Annotated in this window: 15 protein-coding genes and 2 riboswitches; of the genes, 10 read left to right on the plus strand and 5 right to left on the minus strand. The window is 71.6% G+C overall.

Annotation, left to right across the window (positions count from 1 at the left end; genetic code table 11):
* Window positions 1-187 precede the first annotated feature (187 nt).
* Together gcvT and LCD35_RS15935 are read right to left on the minus strand one after the other, a co-directional pair.
* On the minus strand, window positions 188-1,300 hold the full coding sequence (gcvT, locus tag LCD35_RS15930; RefSeq protein ID WP_224959974.1) for a glycine cleavage system aminomethyltransferase GcvT: 1,113 nt from the start codon (window positions 1,298-1,300) through the stop codon (window positions 188-190).
* 118 nt (window positions 1,301-1,418) lie between these two features.
* Window positions 1,419-1,517, minus strand: a riboswitch (glycine riboswitch).
* Window positions 1,518-1,646: riboswitch (glycine riboswitch) on the minus strand.
* A gap of 102 nt (window positions 1,647-1,748) precedes the next feature.
* Entirely contained in the window at window positions 1,749-2,381 is a 633-nt protein-coding gene (locus LCD35_RS15935; protein WP_225044402.1) for a TetR/AcrR family transcriptional regulator, read from the minus strand.
* A 222-nt stretch (window positions 2,382-2,603) separates the two neighbouring features.
* Between LCD35_RS15935 and LCD35_RS15940 the strand changes: the two genes are divergently transcribed.
* The 9 genes from LCD35_RS15940 to LCD35_RS30490 all read left to right on the plus strand — a co-directional run bounded on the left by LCD35_RS15940 (window position 2,604) and on the right by LCD35_RS30490 (window position 11,726).
* Window positions 2,604-4,190 (plus strand): long-chain fatty acid--CoA ligase, encoded by a 1,587-nt coding sequence (locus LCD35_RS15940; RefSeq protein ID WP_225044403.1) that lies wholly within the window; start codon window positions 2,604-2,606, stop codon window positions 4,188-4,190.
* A 45-nt stretch (window positions 4,191-4,235) separates the two neighbouring features.
* Window positions 4,236-5,414 (plus strand): acyl-CoA dehydrogenase family protein, encoded by a 1,179-nt coding sequence (locus LCD35_RS15945; protein ID WP_224966923.1) that lies wholly within the window; start codon window positions 4,236-4,238, stop codon window positions 5,412-5,414.
* Window positions 5,415-5,516: 102 nt separating this feature from the next.
* Window positions 5,517-5,669 carry a hypothetical protein gene (locus tag LCD35_RS15950; RefSeq protein ID WP_224959969.1) on the plus strand — a complete coding sequence of 51 codons (153 nt, stop codon included), beginning with the start codon at window positions 5,517-5,519 and terminating at the stop codon, window positions 5,667-5,669.
* Window positions 5,670-5,846: 177 nt separating this feature from the next.
* A complete protein-coding gene (locus LCD35_RS15955) occupies window positions 5,847-7,058 on the plus strand; it encodes a Tm-1-like ATP-binding domain-containing protein (RefSeq protein WP_224959968.1) in 1,212 nt (403 codons plus the stop codon).
* A complete protein-coding gene (locus LCD35_RS15960; RefSeq protein WP_224959967.1) occupies window positions 7,055-7,885 on the plus strand; it encodes a phosphoenolpyruvate hydrolase family protein in 831 nt (276 codons plus the stop codon). Before LCD35_RS15955 ends, LCD35_RS15960 begins: the two co-directional genes overlap by 4 nt.
* 26 nt (window positions 7,886-7,911) lie before the next feature.
* Window positions 7,912-8,349, plus strand: coding sequence for an SRPBCC family protein (locus LCD35_RS15965; protein ID WP_224959966.1), 438 nt, complete (start codon window positions 7,912-7,914; stop codon window positions 8,347-8,349).
* 196 nt (window positions 8,350-8,545) lie between these two features.
* Window positions 8,546-9,451 (plus strand): NAD-dependent epimerase/dehydratase family protein, encoded by a 906-nt coding sequence (locus LCD35_RS15970; RefSeq protein ID WP_224959965.1) that lies wholly within the window; start codon window positions 8,546-8,548, stop codon window positions 9,449-9,451.
* On the plus strand, window positions 9,448-10,875 hold the full coding sequence (locus LCD35_RS30485) for a hypothetical protein (protein ID WP_308011310.1): 1,428 nt from the start codon (window positions 9,448-9,450) through the stop codon (window positions 10,873-10,875). Before LCD35_RS15970 ends, LCD35_RS30485 begins: the two co-directional genes overlap by 4 nt.
* Window positions 10,876-10,886: 11 nt before the next feature.
* Window positions 10,887-11,726: a glycosyltransferase family 2 protein gene (locus tag LCD35_RS30490; RefSeq protein ID WP_308016923.1), complete on the plus strand. Its 840-nt coding sequence runs from the start codon at window positions 10,887-10,889 to the stop codon at window positions 11,724-11,726.
* Here the strand turns inward: LCD35_RS30490 and LCD35_RS15980 are convergent.
* Window positions 11,692-12,162 (minus strand): GtrA family protein, encoded by a 471-nt coding sequence (locus tag LCD35_RS15980; RefSeq protein ID WP_224959964.1) that lies wholly within the window; start codon window positions 12,160-12,162, stop codon window positions 11,692-11,694. The two genes, LCD35_RS30490 and LCD35_RS15980, sit on opposite strands and share 35 nt — an antisense overlap.
* Before the next feature lie 292 nt (window positions 12,163-12,454).
* On the opposite strand from LCD35_RS15980, the gene LCD35_RS15985 reads away from it, so the two are divergent.
* Entirely contained in the window at window positions 12,455-13,624 is a 1,170-nt protein-coding gene (locus LCD35_RS15985; RefSeq protein WP_224959962.1) for an NAD-dependent epimerase/dehydratase family protein, read from the plus strand.
* Window positions 13,625-14,100: 476 nt separating this feature from the next.
* Here LCD35_RS15985 and LCD35_RS15990 read toward each other — a convergent pair whose 3' ends face one another.
* Both LCD35_RS15990 and LCD35_RS30750 read right to left on the minus strand, forming a co-directional pair.
* The gene (locus tag LCD35_RS15990; RefSeq protein ID WP_224959960.1) at window positions 14,101-14,997 is read right to left on the minus strand and encodes a sulfite exporter TauE/SafE family protein; all 897 of its coding nucleotides are present in this window, start codon (window positions 14,995-14,997) and stop codon (window positions 14,101-14,103) included.
* A gap of 174 nt (window positions 14,998-15,171) precedes the next feature.
* Window positions 15,172-15,264, minus strand: coding sequence for a putative leader peptide (locus tag LCD35_RS30750; protein ID WP_373690029.1), 93 nt, complete (start codon window positions 15,262-15,264; stop codon window positions 15,172-15,174).
* Window positions 15,265-15,826: the final 562 nt, after the last annotated feature.

Consider the following 15,826-nt stretch of genomic DNA (forward strand, 5'->3'; position numbering starts at 1 on the left):
CGTGTTCTGCTGACGACCCAGCTCCGCCCCCACAGCAGCGGCCACCTCCGGATCCACCACCGCAAGCCGGTCGTTGAACAGGTCCGGTGTCGACATGAGCAATTGCCTCCTGGTGTTCGATCTGGGCTGCGCCGGACGGGTCCGGCGCGGTCCGGTCAAGGTTTCGAGAGCCCGTTGCGGGCGTGTGTCAGGCCTTGCGGCGGTAGAACGGCAGTTCCACGACTTCGGCGTCGATGGACTTGCCGCGGATGTCGACCTGCACCGCGGTACCGGGCGCGCTGTGCGCGCGGTCCACGTAGGCCATCGCGATCGGGTGACCGAGCGTCGGGGACGGGGCGCCGCTGGTGATCTCGCCGATCTCGGCGCCGTCGGCGAGCACCGGGTAGCCGTGCCGGGGCGCGCGGCGCGCGTCGGTGCGCAGCCCCACCAGGGTGCGCTCCGTCGGAGCCGCCGCGACCTGCGCCAGCGCGGCCTTGCCGATGAAGTCACCGGGCTTGTCCAGCTTCACCACGCGCCCCAGGTTCGCGTGGAACGGGGTGAGCGAGGCGGACAGCTCGTTGCCGTACAGCGGCATGCCCGCCTCCAGCCGCAGCGTGTCGCGGCAGGACAGCCCCGCCGGGACCAGTCCGCGCTCGGCGCCGGAGTCGGTCAGCGCGCGCCACACCGCGGGCGCGTCCGCGGGGGAGGTGAACAGCTCGAAGCCGTCCTCGCCGGTGTAGCCCGTGCGCGCCAGCAGCACCTGCTTCCCGGCGACCTCGCTGGGATACCCGGCGTAGTACTTCACGGTGGACAGGTCGGTGCCGGTCAGCGGCGCCAAGATCGACACCGACTCCGGTCCCTGCACGGCGATCAGCGCGTACTCGTCGGAGACGTCGCGGTGCGCGGCGTCGAACCCGGCGATGCGCTCGGCGAGCTCGGCGGAGACCACGGCCGCGTTGGCCGCGTTGGCGACCACCAGGAACCGCTGCTCGTCCAGCCGGTAGACGATGAGGTCGTCGAGCACGCCGCCCTCGGTGTTGCACAGCATGGTGTAGCGGGCGCGACCCACCGTGATCGCGGACGCGTTCGCGACGAGCGCGTGGTCCAGCGCCGCGGCCGCCTCCGGGCCGCTGATCTCGATCTCGCCCATGTGCGAGAGGTCGAACAACCCGGCCGCGGTCCGCACCGCCTGGTGCTCGGCGGTGTCCCCCGAGTAGCGGACCGGCATCCGCCAGCCCGCGAAGTCGGTGAAGTGCGCGCCGAGGGACTCGTGGACCTCGTGCAGCGGTGTCCGTCGCGGAGCGGGGGGCGACGACGTCATGGTGCGGAACTCCTCCTGGTGGGCACCGATCACGTCCGAGGGGGACCGGTTGCGGCCACTTCCAGCAGAAACCATATCCGGGGTCCTCCGACGGCGATGGGCGCGGGCGTGCGCTGCCGGTCTCCCCGGAGTCATTGGCCTGAGAGTTTCACCGCGCACGAGGGCGGCTTGCACCGTGGGCGAGGGACACGGGTCCCTGCTTTTCTCCGTGATCGCCTGCTGTCGCGCGGTAGCGGGGCCTGAGAGTTTGGTGGGGAGGATTGCTCCTTCGGCGCTGCACCCAGGAATCGCATCCTGCACGGACCAGGGGCTCCTGGCGGGGCGCAGACTCTCCCGCACGACGTCGTCGGCGTTGTAGTCCGGTGTTGTGTTGTGCTCCGGAACGCTACGGAGATCACACAGCGCAGTCAACCGAACGTGAGCGTGATCCCGTCGCCGCGCGCGGAGTTCAGCGCTGCGGGAACAGCCGGGCGTGCTGGGCGCGGAGGCCGTCGACCAGCGCCCGCAGCGCCAGTTCGAAGCTGTCGTCGTCGATCTCGGCGGCGTGCTCGCGCAGCAGGTGGGCGCCGTGCAGGTGCGGGAACCGCTCGTCGTAGACCTCGGCGTCGTCGACGAACCCGCCCGCGAACGAGCCCATCGCCGCACCGAGCACCAGGAACTTGGTGGAGGCACCGATCATCGTGGCGTACCGCTGCGGCCAGCCCGCGCTGGTCAGCCCGCCGTGCACGGCGTCGGCGCGGCGCAGCGAGGTCTCCCGGCGGGCCGGTCCGGACGCCATGAACGGCACCAGGTTGGGGTGGGCGGCGAGCGCGGCCCGGTAGGAGCGGGCCCAGCGGGTGAGGCCGGTGGGCCAGTCGATGTCGAACCCGCTGGTGTCGACGGTGCCCATCACGTCGTCGGCGACGTCGTGCAGCAGCGCTTCCTTGGTGGCCACGTGGTTGTAGAGCGAGGCGGCGCGGACGCCGAGGGAGTCGGCGAGCCTGCGCATGGACAGCGCTTCGAGGCCTTGGCCGTCGATGATCGCCAGCGCGTGTTCGCGGATGCGTTCGCGGGTGAGCTGGGGGCTCTTGGGTCTGCCCATGCCGCGCTCCTGCCTGCCGCCCGCTGCCGGTCGGCGCCCCCTCGGTGGGCGCCGTGCCCGTCCGCGTCCGCTGCGGATCGTGTCGATCAGTGTCCGGTGCGCGGCTCTTGCCGCGGTGCGCGGGGTGGTCCTAGAGTCCAAAACTAACGACGTTAGTCGTCAGGTGTCCAACGGCGGACGACCGTGCCGCCCGCACCGGCGACATCCTCACGGAGGTGGACGATGGTCAACGACGACGAGTCCCCGGAGCGGGTCGAGCCGCACACCACGCTGTCGCTCGCCTCGGTCCTCGCCGAGCCGGCGCGGCTGCGCCCGGCGCACCCCGCGGTCGTCGAGGGCGAGCAGCGGGTGACCTACGGCGAGCTGTGGGAGCAGGTCCGGGCGCACGCGGCCGCGCTGCGCGCTCGCGGGATCGAGCCGGGCGACCGGGTCGCGATCGTGGCGCCCAACGTGATCGATTTCGTGCGCGCCTACTACGCGGTGCTCACCGCGGGCGCGGTCGTGGTGCCGGTTCCGCTGCTGCTGGTCCCGGACGAGGCGGCGTACCTGCTGCGCAACTCCGGCGCGAAGCTCGTCGTCGGGCACACGAGCCAGCTGGCGCTCGCCGCCGAATCGGCGCGCCGCGCCGGCATCCCGCTGGTCTCGATCGGCCCGTCGGTGCCCGGCCCGGAGACCCCGGACTCGTTGAGCGAGGCGGCGGCCGCGGCCGAACCGGTCCGCTCCTTCGCCACCCGCGCGCCCGACGACCCCGCGGTGATCTTCTACACCAGCGGCACCACCGGCCGGCCGAAGGGCGCGGTGCTCACCCACCTGAACCTGGTGCTCAACGCGACGGTGAACGCCTTCGACGCCAACGACACCCGCCGCGAGGACCTGATCCTCGGCTGCCTGCCGCTGTTCCACGTCTTCGGGCAGACCGTCTCGCTGAACACCACGTTCCGGGCGGGCGCGACGCTGGTGCTGCAACCCAAATTCGACCCGGCCGAGGCGCTGCGGCTCATCCGGGACCACCGCATCACCCAGCTCAACGGCGTGCCCACCATGTACATCCGGATGCTGGAGGCCGCCGGGGACGACGACCTGTCCTCGCTGCGGATGTGCGTGTCCGGTGGCGCGGCGCTGCCGGTGGCGGTGCTGGAGCGGTTCCAGCGGCGCTTCGGCGCCCCGATCCACGAGGGCTACGGGCTGTCCGAGACCTCGCCGACGGCCACCGTGAACCAGCCCGCGTTCGGGCCGCGCGCAGGCACCGTCGGGCACGCGCTGTGGGGCATCGACGTCGAGATCGCCGAACCGTCCGTGGAGGACCGGATCGAACTGCTGCCCGCCGGGGAGACCGGCGAGGTCGTGGTCCGCGGCCACAACGTGTTCGCCGGGTACCTGGACGACCCGGAGGCCACCTCGGCGGCGCTCGTCGACGGCTGGTTCCGCACCGGTGACATGGGCGTCAAGGACGCCGAGGGCTACCTGTCCATCGTGGACCGCAAGAAGGACCTGATCATCCGCAACGGCTACAACATCTACCCGCGCGAGGTGGAGGAGCTGCTGATCCGGCACCCCGCCGTCGCGCAGTGCGCGGTGATCGGCCTGCCCGACCCGGGGCGCGGCGAGGAGGTGTGCGCGGTCGTGGTGCCCGAACGCGGTGAGGACCCGGACGAGGCGCTGGGCAAGGCCATCATCGCCTGGGCCGCGGAGCAGACCGCGCACCACAAGTACCCGCGCCGCGTCGTGTTCGTCGACGAGCTGCCGCTGGGTCCCAGCCACAAGGTGCTCAAGCGGGAACTGCGCAGCCGCATCGCCGAATCCTCCTGAGCCCCGACCTCGCCACACCGACCTCGCCGAAAGGACCCGCCACCGATGGTCGACTTCTCCCTGTCCGAGACCGAACGCGACATCCGCGACTGGGTGCGCACGTTCGTGCAGCGCGAGCTGGTGCCGCTGGAGCCGGAGGTGCTGCGCCGCGAGCGCGACCACGAACGCGGCCTCACCCGCGAGGAGCTGGCCGAACTGCGCAAGAAGGCGCGCGACGCCGGGTTCTGGGGCGTGCAGACGCCCGAGGAGTACGGCGGCATGAACCTCTCCGCCGTGCTCACCGCGCTGATCGAGATCGAGCTGGGCCGCACCTTCGTGCCGTTCAGCTTCGGCGGCTACGCGGACAACATCCTCTACCACGCCAACGAGGAGCAGAAGCAGCGCTACCTGGTGCCCACCATCGAGGGCGAGCGCAAGTCCTGCTTCGCCATCACCGAGCCGGGCGCGGGTTCGGACGCGAAGAACCTGCGCACCACGGCCCGGAAGGAGGGCTCGGAGTGGGTGATCGACGGGGAGAAGACGTTCATCACCGGCGGCATCGACGCCGACTTCACCATGGTCTTCGCCGTCACCGACAAGGAGAAGGGCGCCGACGGCGGCGTCACCTGCTTCCTCGCCGACCGGGACGCCGGCTGGAAGTCGGAGCCCATCGAGATCATGGGCGAGTGGGACCGCCAGCCCGCAGCGCTGGTCTTCGAGGGCGTCCGGGTGCCGGAGGAGAACGTGCTCGGCGAGGTCGGCGGCGGTTTCAAGCTGGCCATGCAGTGGATCGGCCGCGGCCGCTACCTGTTGCCCGCCCGCGCCCTCGGCGGCTGCGAGCGGATGATGGAGATGTCGATGGACTACGCCCGCAACCGGCAGACGTTCGGGGCGCCCATCGCCGACCGGCAGGCCATCCAGTGGATGATCGCGGACTCGGCGGTGGAGATCGAGGCGCTGCGCTGGCTGGTGCTGCAGGCCGCGTGGCAGGTCGACCAGGGCGCCGACTCCCGGCACGCGCAGTCCATCGCGAAGCTCTACGGCGGCACCAGGGCGAACGAGATCGTGGACCGGATGCTGCAGATCCACGGCGGCATGGGTTACACCCGCGAGCTGCCCATCGAGCGCTGGTACCGGGACATCCGGCTGCTGCGCATCTTCGAGGGCACCGACGAGATCCAGCGCCGCACCATCGCCCGCAACCTGCTCAAGGGGCACGCCCAGGTCGGCGGGGTGCTCGGCTGATCCGGCGACGCGGCGGATCGGCCCGGTCACACCCTCGATCGGATGTCCGATTCGCCGGTAACCTGGGTGCAGCGTGATCGACCGGCCCGACTGGGAGCTGCTATGTCGTTGTTCAAGAAGGTGACCGACTTCGCCAAGAGCCCGCAGGGCAAGAAGGCGATCGACCAGGCCAAGCGGTACGCGAGCGACCCGAAGAACAAGGCCAAGATCGAGCAGGTGAAGAACCGCTTCCTCGGCGGTGGCAAGAGCAAGTGACGCACCCCCACGACGGCCCCCGGCGCACCCGGGGGCCGTCGTCGTGCGGGGACCCGGTGCTCGGATCGTGCCGCGCCGGTGGCGGACCCGGCCGGTGAACCGTGATCAACGGGCTGTGCCGGGGCCGGATCGGCAGTAGGGTTCTCGCGGGCTGATTCCGGGAGCAGGGGCGGTGCGATGGGCCGGGCTTACGTGGTGGGCACGTTCGACACGAAGGCCGCGGAGCTGCGCTACGTCGCCGGGCTCGTCGCCGACGCGGGCGTGGAAGTGATCACCGTCGACGTGGGCACGTCCGGCGCGGAGTCCGCCGATGCCCCCGACGTGTCCGCCGCCGAGGTGGCCGCCGCGCACCCGCGCGGGGCCGCGGCGGTGTTCACCGGTGATCGCGGCACGGCCGTGGTGGCGATGGCGCTGGCGTTCGAGCGGTGGCTCGGCGCGCGACGCGGTGTGGGCGGGGTGCTGGGCCTGGGCGGTTCCGGCGGTACCGCGCTGATCACCCCGGCGCTGCGGGCGCTGCCGGTGGGGGTGCCGAAGCTGGTGGTCTCGACGGTGGCCTCCGGTGACATCTCGTCCTACGTGGACGCGTCGGACATCGCGATGTTCCCGGCGGTCACCGACGTCGCCGGGCTCAACCGGATCTCCCGCCAGGTGCTCGGCAACGCCGCGCACGCGCTGGCCGGGGCCGTGCGCAACACCGTGCCGGCCGTGGAGCAGCTGCCCGCGGTGGCGCTGACGATGTTCGGGGTGACCACGCCCTGCGTCACCGAGGCCGCGAACCGGCTCGCCACCGACCACGACCCGCTGGTGTTCCACGCGACCGGCACCGGCGGCCGCGCCATGGAGAAGCTCGTCGCCGACGGGCTCGTCGAAGCGGTCCTGGACATCACCACCACCGAGGTGTGCGACCTGGTCGCCGGGGGAGTGATGAGCGCGGGCGAGACCCGGCTGGACGCGATCGCGCGCAGCGGCGTGCCCTACGTCGGCTCCTGCGGCGCGCTCGACATGGTCAACTTCGGGGCGCCGGACACCGTGCCGGAGCGGTACCGGAACCGGTTGTTCTACGAGCACAACCCGCAGGTCACGCTGATGCGCACCACGGCGGACGAATGCCGCGAGATCGCCCGGTTCCTGGCCGCGAAGCTCAACGCCTGCACCGGTCCGGTGCGGTTCCTGCTGCCCGAGGGCGGCGTCTCGCTGCTGGACGTCCCGGGGCAGCCCTTCCACGACCCGGCCGCCGACCGGGCCCTGTTCGAGACCCTGGAGGCGGAGGTGCACCAGACCGAGCAGCGGCGCCTGGTGCGCGTCCCGCACGACATCAACGACGACCGCTTCGTCGAAGCGCTGCTCGGCGCCTTCGACGAGGTCCGCGCGCGAGGAGGACGGGCATGACGCGGTTCGACCGGGAGACCCTGGTGCGCCGATTCCGGGGCATGGCCGATCGGGGCGAACCGATCATCGGCGGCGGCGCGGGCACCGGGCTGTCCGCCAAGTGCGAGGAATCCGGCGGCATCGACCTGATCGTGCTGTACAACTCGGGCCGCTACCGGATGGCGGGGCGCGGTTCGCTCGCCGGGCTGCTGGCCTACGGCAACGCCAACGAGATCGTGGTGGAGATGGCGAGCGAGGTGCTGCCGGTGGTGCACCGCACCCCGGTGCTCGCCGGGGTCAACGGCACCGACCCGTTCCTGCTCACCGGGCCGTTCCTGGCGCGGCTGCGGGAACTCGGCTTCGCCGGGGTGCAGAACTTCCCGACCGTCGGGCTCATCGACGGCACCTTCCGGGAGAACCTGGAGGAGACCGGGATGAGCTACCGGCTGGAGGTCGACCTGGTCGCCGCGGCCCGGGAAGCGGACCTGCTCACCACGCCGTACGTGTTCTCCGCCGAGGACGCCCGCGCCATGACGGCCGCCGGAGCCGACATCGTGGTGTGCCACCTCGGCCTCACCACCGGCGGATCGATCGGCGCGGAGACCGCGAAGGACCTCGACGACTGCGTGGCGCTGATCGACGAGTGGTCCGCGGCCGCCGCCGACGTGCGGGAGGACGTGCTGGTGCTGTGCCACGGCGGTCCCATCGCCACCCCGGCCGACGCGGCCTACGTGCTGGGCCGCACCAAGCGTTGCCACGGCTTCTACGGGGCCAGCAGCATGGAACGACTCCCGGTCGAGCAGGCGCTGACCGAACGCACCAGGGAGTTCAAGAACCTCAAGCGCTGACGGCGCACGACGACGAGGAGGACGTGATGGCGCGGTCCTACGCGAGCAGGGTGGTCCCGGCGGCGGCCGACGAGGTGTGGGCGCTGGTGCGGGACTTCGGCGGGCTGCCCCGCTGGCACCCCGGCATCGGTTCCAGCGAGGTGGAGAGCGGCGCGTCCCCGGCGGAGCTCGGCGCCGTGCGCAGGCTCGTCGTCGGGGACGGCGGAGTGGTGCGGGAACGGCTCGTGGGCCTCGACGACGCCGCCCGCTCCTGCACCTACGAGATCACCGAGGGCCCGTTCCCGGTGCGCTCGTACCGCAGCACCATCCGGGTGCTGCCGATCACGGCGACCGGCGAGTCGTTCGTGGAGTGGTACGCCGACTACGACGCCGAGGCGGCGCACGAGGCGCAGCTGGACGAGATCTTCGGCGGTGGGGTCTTCGGCGCGGGCCTCAAGGCGCTCGCCGACCACTACGCCGGCTGACCGCCCGGCGCCGGACCGCGGCGCTCCCGCTGCGCACGGACGGGGGTCGCGCAAGCTGCCATTCGGTGGACGACCGGTGTGGGCTAGCCGACAGCTCTCGGCGGCGGCCCGTTAGAGTTCAGCCGTGCCAAGCGAGGAGACAACCCCCGAACGAGCGACGGCCCCCGAGATTTCCGGGACGCAGAGTAACGGCAGGGTGGTGGTCACCGGCGGCTCCGGCTTCGTCGGCCGCGCCGTCGTCCGCGCGCTGACCGGACGCGGCACCCCGGTCACGATCGTCGACGTTCAGGAACCCGCGGAACCCGGCGAGCTCATCACCCACGTGGCGGGCGACCTCGCCGACCCCGCGGTCCGGGACGCCGCCGTCACCGAGGGCACCACCGCGATCGTGCACCTCGCCGCGATCACCTCGGTGCTGCGCTCCGTGGACCAGCCCGCCGAGACCTACCGGGCCAACGTCGAGGTCACCCAGGAACTGCTGGAACTCGCGCGGCGGCGCGGCGTCGGCCGGTTCGTGCTCGCCTCCACCAACGCCGTCGTCGGCGACATCGGGCACGGCACCATCTCCGAGGACCTCCCGCTGCGCCCGCTCACGCCGTACGGGGCGACGAAGGCCGCCTGCGAGATGCTGCTGTCCGGTTACGCGGGCTCCTACGGCATCGCCACCACCGCGCTGCGGTTCACCAACATCTACGGGCCCGGCATGGGGCGCAAGGACAGCTTCATCCCCCGGCTGATGCGCGCCGCGCTGGCCGGCGAGGGCGTCGAGGTCTACGGCGACGGTGCGCAGAGCCGCGACTTCGTGCACGTCGACGACGTGGTGCAGGGCATCCTCGCCGCCTGCGACAAGGAGTACGGCGGCACCGCCATCATCGGCTCGGGGCGCTCCATCTCGGTGCTGGAGCTGATCGACGCGGTGCGCGCCGCCACCGGAGCACCGCTGCCCGTGACGCACGTGCCCGCCAAGAACGGCGAGATGCCCGCGGTGATCGTGGACGTCGCCAAGGCGGGCCGCGAGCTCGGCTACGCGCCTTCGGTGGACCTGACCGACGGGCTGCGGACCGTGTGGGACGACTTCCGCGCGGCCACCGGGGCGCCGTGACCGCGGCGCCGGCGCGGCTCCTCCGCGCGCACTGGCTGCTCGCGCTGCTGCTGATCGGCGGCGTGGTGCTGCGCGTGCTCGCGCAGCTGGCCTACCGCCCGGCGCTGCTCTACATCGACTCGTTCCGCTACCTCGACGACCTCGGGGTGTTCTACCCCGGCGGCATCAACCCCGTCGGCTACGAGGTCCTGCTGCTCGGGCCGCTGCTGCTGGTGGGGAACCTGGCGCTGGTGGCGGCGGTGCAGCACCTGCTGGGGCTGGCGCTCGGCGTGGCGATCTACGTGCTGCTGCTGCGGTTCGGCGCCCGGCGCTGGATCGCCGCGCTCGCCACCGCGCCGGTGCTGCTGGACGCCTACCAGGTGCAGATCGAGCACAACATCATGTCGGACCTGCTGTTCCAGGTCCTGCTGCTGGCCGTGATCTTCGTGCTCGCCTGGCGCGGCGTGCCCGGTCCGCGCACCGCCGCGGTCGCCGGACTGGTGCTGGCCGCTTCGGTGCTGGTGCGGCTGGTGGGCCTGACGCTGGTCGTCCCGGCCGTGGCGTTCGTGCTGCTGGCCGCCGGGCTGCGGCCGCGGGACGGCTGGCGGCCGCGGCTGCGCGCCGCCGGAGCCCTCGCCGGGGTCTTCGCCGGAGTGCTGTTCGGCTACGCGATGTACCACCTGGCGTGGACCGGGAGCCCCGCGCTGGGCGGCTCCACCGGCAGCGTCGTCTTCGGGCGCACCGCCGCCGTCGCCGACTGCGACGCGCTCGGGCTCACCCCGGATGAAGCGGTGGTGTGCCCGAACGAGCCGGTGTCGGCGCGGGCCGCGAACGGCATCGACTTCTACATCCACTTCTGGCACGTGCCCGCCAACACGCGCACCCTGCCGGACGACTTCGACCTCAACGCCGCGCAGAGCGGGATGGCGCGCAAGGTGTTGCTGCACCAGCCGTTCGACGTGCTCGGCGGCTTCGTGCACGACTTCCTCAAGGGCTTCGCGCCCACCCGCACCCAGTCCCCGGGCGACGTGCCGCTGCACCGCTGGCAGTTCAAGACCGAGTACCCGATGTACGCCGACCCCTGGTACGTCACCGAGTGGGCCGAGCTGCACGGCGACGGCACGCTGCGCGCCGATCCCGGGATCGCCGGGTTCCTGCGCGCCTACCAGCTCGGCGGTGGCTACACCCCGGGCATCGTGCTCGGCGGCTGCCTGCTGCTGTCCGCGGCGGCCGTGCTCGGGGCGGGCCGCGCCCGCCGCAGCGGGCTGCGCGCCGTGGTGCTGCTGCCCGCGGGGCTGGCCGCGACGGTGCTGGCCACCGCCGCGGCGATGGAGTTCTCGTGGCGCTACCAGCTGCCCGGCCTCGTCCTGCTGCCGCTGGCGGCCGGGCTCGCCCTCACCGCGATCACCGGCCCGACCCGCTCGTCCGACTCGACGAACACCTGAAGGAGATCACCATGTCCACGACCTTCCCCGACGAGGTCGACCGGGCCGCCCTCGACGGCTTCGCCGAGCGCTACGGCGACCGCCGGTTCGCCTCGGTGGTCGTGCTCATCGCCGCCTACGACGAGCAGGACGCGCTCGGCGCAGTGCTCGACGGGATGCCCGCCGAGAGCTGCGGGCTGGACGTGGACACCCTCGTCGTCGTGGACGGCGCCACCGACGACACCGCCGAGGTCGCGCTGCGCCACGGCGCGCTGACCTGCGTGGCCCCCCGCAACCGCGGGCAGGGCGCGGCGCTGCGGCTGGGCTACCGGCTCGCCGCCGAACGCGGCGCCCGCTACCTGGTCACCACCGACGCCGACGGCCAGTACGACATCGCCGAGCTGCCCGAGCTGCTGCAGCCGCTGATCGACGACGAGGCCGACTTCGTCACCGGCTCCCGCACCCTCGGCCGCACCGAGAGCACCGACCTGGTGCGCCGCGCCGGCACCCACGTGTTCGCCTGGCTGGTCAGCGCCCTGACCCGGCAGAAGATCACCGACACCTCGTTCGGCTTCCGGGCCATGAAGATCGAGGTGCCGAACTCGGTGCGCCTGGAACAGCGGCAGTACCAGTCCTCGGAGCTGCTGGTCGGCGTCCTCGCCCGCGGCTACCGGGTGCTGGAGAAGCCGATGACGATGCTGGTCCGCGCCGCCGGGCAGAGCAAGAAGGGCGGCAACCTGCTCTACGGCTACAGCTACGCCAAGGTCGTGCTGGGTACCTGGCTGCGCGAGCGCCGCTCCGCTCCGCTGCCGCAGGACCGCCCGGCCGCCGAGCGGATCAACGAGCCCGCGGCGGCCGTTCCCGAGCGGTGAAGATGAACCGGTCGATGATCAGGAACTTCACCACGAACATCACCAGGTAGGTCCCGAGGAACGCGCCCCACACGATCGCCACCTGCGGGAGGCGGTCGTGCGGGAACGCGTGCACCGCGAGCCGTTCCGCGCCGCTGGTGGCCAGCGCCGCCAGCAGCGCGGTGCCGATCGACAGCGCCGCGTAGCGCAGGATCTCCCCGCGCAGCGCCGCGCGGCCCCCACCGCCCCAGGTGCGGCGGTTGAGCACGAAGTTCGGCACCGCCCCCGCCAGCCACGCCAGCACCGTGGCGACCACCGGCTGCGCCCAAGCCGCGTAGGAGCCGACGAACACGAGCTGGCTGAGGCCGGTGGCGACCACCGAAGCCGCGGCGAACCTGCTGATCAGCCGCCAGTAGTGGCCGCGCCGCGAAGCTGCGCTGTCGGTGGCCTGCTGCACTGCCGCGTCCTTCCCGCCGTGCCTCCGCGTCCGGGCGCGGGGCGTCGCGCCGCACGATACCGGTGCGCGCCGCGTGCCCTTCCTCTCCGCCCGGCTGTGCGTTCGGCTCTTCGTTCCGGGGCGGAAGGATGAGAGCATTCCCGATGTTGTCGGGGCGGGCTCGTGCATCGCGCCTGGCAGCGCATTCCTACCGTGCCGATCGGGTCCGGGCGTTCGGGTGCCCGGAGAAGAACTGCCACCGCGGTCCTCCCACCGGCGGTGGCGCCGCGATGAACGTAGAGGAGAAGAAGGCGTGCGAATCCTCGTCCTCGGGGGCGACGGCTACCTTGGCTGGCCGACCGCTCTGCACCTGTCCGACCGCGGCCACGAGGTGGCGGTGGCCGACAACTTCGCCCGGCGCGGCTACGACCACGAGATGGGCGTGCAGAGCCTGGTGCCCATCGAGCCGATGCAGACCCGCATCGACGCGTGGCACGAGGTGTCGGGCAAGAGCATCAAGTCCTACTACGGCGACCTGGTCGACGCGGACTTCACCTACGAGATGGTGCGGGACTTCCGCCCGGACACCATCGTGCACTTCGCGGAGCAGCGCGCCGCGCCGTACTCGATGATCGACCGCAAGCACGCGGTCTACACCCAGCAGAACAACGTGGTCGGCAACCTCAACGTGCTGTTCGCGATCCAGGAGATCGACCCGTCGATCCACCTGGTGAAGCTGGGCACGATGGGCGAGTACGGGACGCCGAACATCGACATCGAGGAAGGCTGGCTGGAGGTCACGCACAAGGGGCGGACCGACCGGATGCTGTTCCCGAAGAAGCCGGGCTCCTTCTACCACCTGAGCAAGGTGCACGACAGCCACAACATCGAGTTCGCCTGCCGCATCTGGGGCCTGCGCGCCACCGACCTCAACCAGGGAGTGGTGTACGGGCAGGAGACGCCGCAGACGGCGCGGGACCCGCGGTTGGCGACGCGCTTCGACTACGACGCGATCTTCGGCACGGTGCTGAACCGCTTCGTCATCCAGGCGGTGCTGGGCCACCCGCTGACGGTGTACGGCAGCGGCGGGCAGACCCGCGGGCTCATCGACATCCGGGACACCGTGGAGTGCATCCGGCTGGCGGCGGAGAACCCGGCGGACGCCGGCGAGTTCCGGGTGTTCAACCAGATGACGGAGAGCTTCTCGGTCGGGGAGATCGCGAAGGTCGTCGCGAACTGCTTCGACGGCGGCGTCGAGGTCGAGCACCTGGAGAACCCGCGCGTCGAGCAGTCCGAGCACCACTACAACGTGGTGCACACCGGGCTGGTCGAGCTGGGCCTGGAGCCGCACCTGCTGTCGAACACGCTGATCGACTCGTTGTTCGGGATCGCGAAGGCGCACGTGGACCGGGTGGACCTCGCGGCGATGCGCCCGACGGTGCAGTGGCGGACCGGTTCCAGCCCGATGCGCGCGGACGGCTGAGCGGGCGGAGCCGTCACGGTGACGGAGGCGCGCGGGGCCGCCGTCCCCCGGTTCGTAGCCCAACTGTGCACTGAAAGGCCTGGAATATTCCAAGTTTCGCGTGCACACTGAAGCCACGCGTCGTTGATGCTTCATCGGTGGTGCCGGTCGCCCGCCGATGGGGGTTCAACCGGCCGTTCCCCCGGTTCCCGGGTGGAGATGACGCGGCCATGTCGGTGGCCGCAGGTACGGGGAGCGGCGTCCCGGGCGCGGGAATGCACGGCACTCTCGCACCCGGGGCGCCTACCGCGTGTCGGGGGGCTTCCACACGGCCTACCGAACCGTAGCCCTTTCGTATGACTCACGCGATACGACACGTGGGTAAAGCTGACGCTCCGTGTGTCACCGGTAGCCGCACAACCTCTGGTCGAGAGCGACCCGCATGACGACGCCCGCCCGCGAACCCCTGTCGCGGACGGGCGTCGTGCTGCGCGCGCTCAGCTGCCGACCGGCTCGCTCGCCTCTTCCTCCGGCAGCTCCTCCCGCCGGTCGCGCACGATCTGCGCCACCGTGAACGCCAGCGCGGCGACCCAGGCCACCACGATCACCGCGTAGATCACCGCGGGCGCGGGCAGCTCGAACGCCTTGATCAGGGTGCGGGCGTTGGTGAGCACGATCAGCCCGCCCGCGCCCACGCCGATCAGCCGCATCGGCACGATCCGCACCAGGTAGGCCGCCAGCGGCGCGGCGATCACGCCGCCGATCAGCAGCGCGCCCACCGTCGCCCAGGACAGCGGCTCGTCGGCCAGCGAGATGATGAAACCGAGGCTGGCCGCCACCGCGATGAGGAACTCGCTGGTGTCCACCGAGCCCACGACCTTGCGCGGTTCGACCTTGCCGGTGCTCAGCAGCGTGGGGGTCGCCACCGGACCCCAGCCACCGCCGCCGGTCGCGTCGACGAAGCCCGCGACCAGCCCGAGCGGCGCGAGCAGCTTCGAACTCACCCCGGTGAGCTGCTTGCGGCGCAGCGGGCGCAGCGCGAAGCGCAGCAGCACGTACAGGCCCAGCACGAGCAGGATGGTGGACATCCACGGCTCGGCCGCCTCGGTGGACAGGTTGCTCAGCGCGGTCGCGCCGAGGAACGCGCCGACGGCCCCGGGCACGCCGAGGATGAGCACGACCCGCCAGTCGACGTTGCCGAACTTCCAGTGCGAGAGGCCGGAGGCGGCGGAGGTGCCGATCTCGGCCAGGTGCACCGAGGCGGAGGCCACGGCGGGCGTGAGCCCGGCCGTGAGCAGGATGGTCGTGGAAGTCACCCCGTAGGCCATGCCGAGGGAACCATCGACGAGCTGGGCGATGAATCCGCCGAGCGCGAAGATCAAGAAGGTCTGCACGATCTCTCCGTGGGTGGCGTGCGCGAGCACCCCGTTCTTCGCGCGCGCGGGCGCCGGGGTGGTGCGGTGGGTCGGTTCGGGCGCGGGCGGACGCGTCGGGAGACCTGCCGGGCAGGGGAGACGCCGTCGCCGCGGCTCAGCGCGCCCGGATGCGGGCGGCGGCCGTGCGGGTGTTCAGCTGCGGGGTCGACATCCCGCGGAGCTGACGCGCAGCAGGTCGACGTGCAGGCGCTGGACAAGCAGGCCCCACTGGTCACCACGCGTCATGCAGTCAGTGAATCAGATCAAACCTTCGTGCGATACGAGCTTCCCAGAGTGCGGGAGGTTCCGGGCTCGTGGTTACTCGCCGGTTACTTGAGGTCGACAGCCGGGTGAGGGGCCTTGGTGGCGGTGCTTGTGCGCAAGACCACTTTCGGGGCTTCGCGGTCTTGGTCGGTGACCCACCGGGCCTTCGGTGCCGGGGTCGGTGCGCCCTTCTCGCTGCTGGGTCGCGGGGCGCCCGCGGTTCCGGGCGGTCCGCGGCGGACCTCCGTGACCGATGGGCTGCGCTGCGTGGTCGCCGGCTCCGTGCCCAGGAGGAATCACCGATCGCGCGGACGTGATCGCGGCGAGTCGTCGATCTTCTCCCGCCGGTGCCTCGCCGGAGTCGGTGATCGGCCCCGGAAGATCACGAACGTTATCGGATGGTCATCTATTTCAGTCACGCAAAGTGTGCGACTTGCGGCTGATTGCGAGCTGTACATCCACCTAAAGGGCTATCGCTTGATGCTGCCGATGACCCGGAGCTACCTTTTTCGCTGAGAACATCACGGTTCGATCACGAACAGGA

This window comes from Saccharopolyspora sp. 6V (genome assembly GCF_020176785.1).
Lineage (GTDB): Bacteria > Actinomycetota > Actinomycetes > Mycobacteriales > Pseudonocardiaceae > Saccharopolyspora_C > Saccharopolyspora_C gregorii.

Excerpts from the sequence above, each read along its gene's own strand:
- LCD35_RS15965 (WP_224959966.1), top strand. The coding sequence starts at position 7,912 with ATGGCGCGGTCCTACGCGAGCAGGGTGGTCCCGGCGGCGGCCGACGAG.
- LCD35_RS15935 (WP_225044402.1), bottom strand. The coding sequence starts at position 2,381 with ATGGGCAGACCCAAGAGCCCCCAGCTCACCCGCGAACGCATCCGCGAA.
- LCD35_RS15960 (WP_224959967.1), top strand. The coding sequence starts at position 7,055 with ATGACGCGGTTCGACCGGGAGACCCTGGTGCGCCGATTCCGGGGCATG.
- LCD35_RS15940 (WP_225044403.1), top strand. The coding sequence starts at position 2,604 with ATGGTCAACGACGACGAGTCCCCGGAGCGGGTCGAGCCGCACACCACG.
- LCD35_RS15945 (WP_224966923.1), top strand. The coding sequence starts at position 4,236 with ATGGTCGACTTCTCCCTGTCCGAGACCGAACGCGACATCCGCGACTGG.
- LCD35_RS15955 (WP_224959968.1), top strand. The coding sequence starts at position 5,847 with ATGGGCCGGGCTTACGTGGTGGGCACGTTCGACACGAAGGCCGCGGAG.
- LCD35_RS30490 (WP_308016923.1), top strand. The coding sequence starts at position 10,887 with ATGTCCACGACCTTCCCCGACGAGGTCGACCGGGCCGCCCTCGACGGC.
- gcvT (WP_224959974.1), bottom strand. The coding sequence starts at position 1,300 with ATGACGTCGTCGCCCCCCGCTCCGCGACGGACACCGCTGCACGAGGTC.
- LCD35_RS15950 (WP_224959969.1), top strand. The coding sequence starts at position 5,517 with ATGTCGTTGTTCAAGAAGGTGACCGACTTCGCCAAGAGCCCGCAGGGC.
- LCD35_RS30750 (WP_373690029.1), bottom strand. The coding sequence starts at position 15,264 with ATGACGCGTGGTGACCAGTGGGGCCTGCTTGTCCAGCGCCTGCACGTC.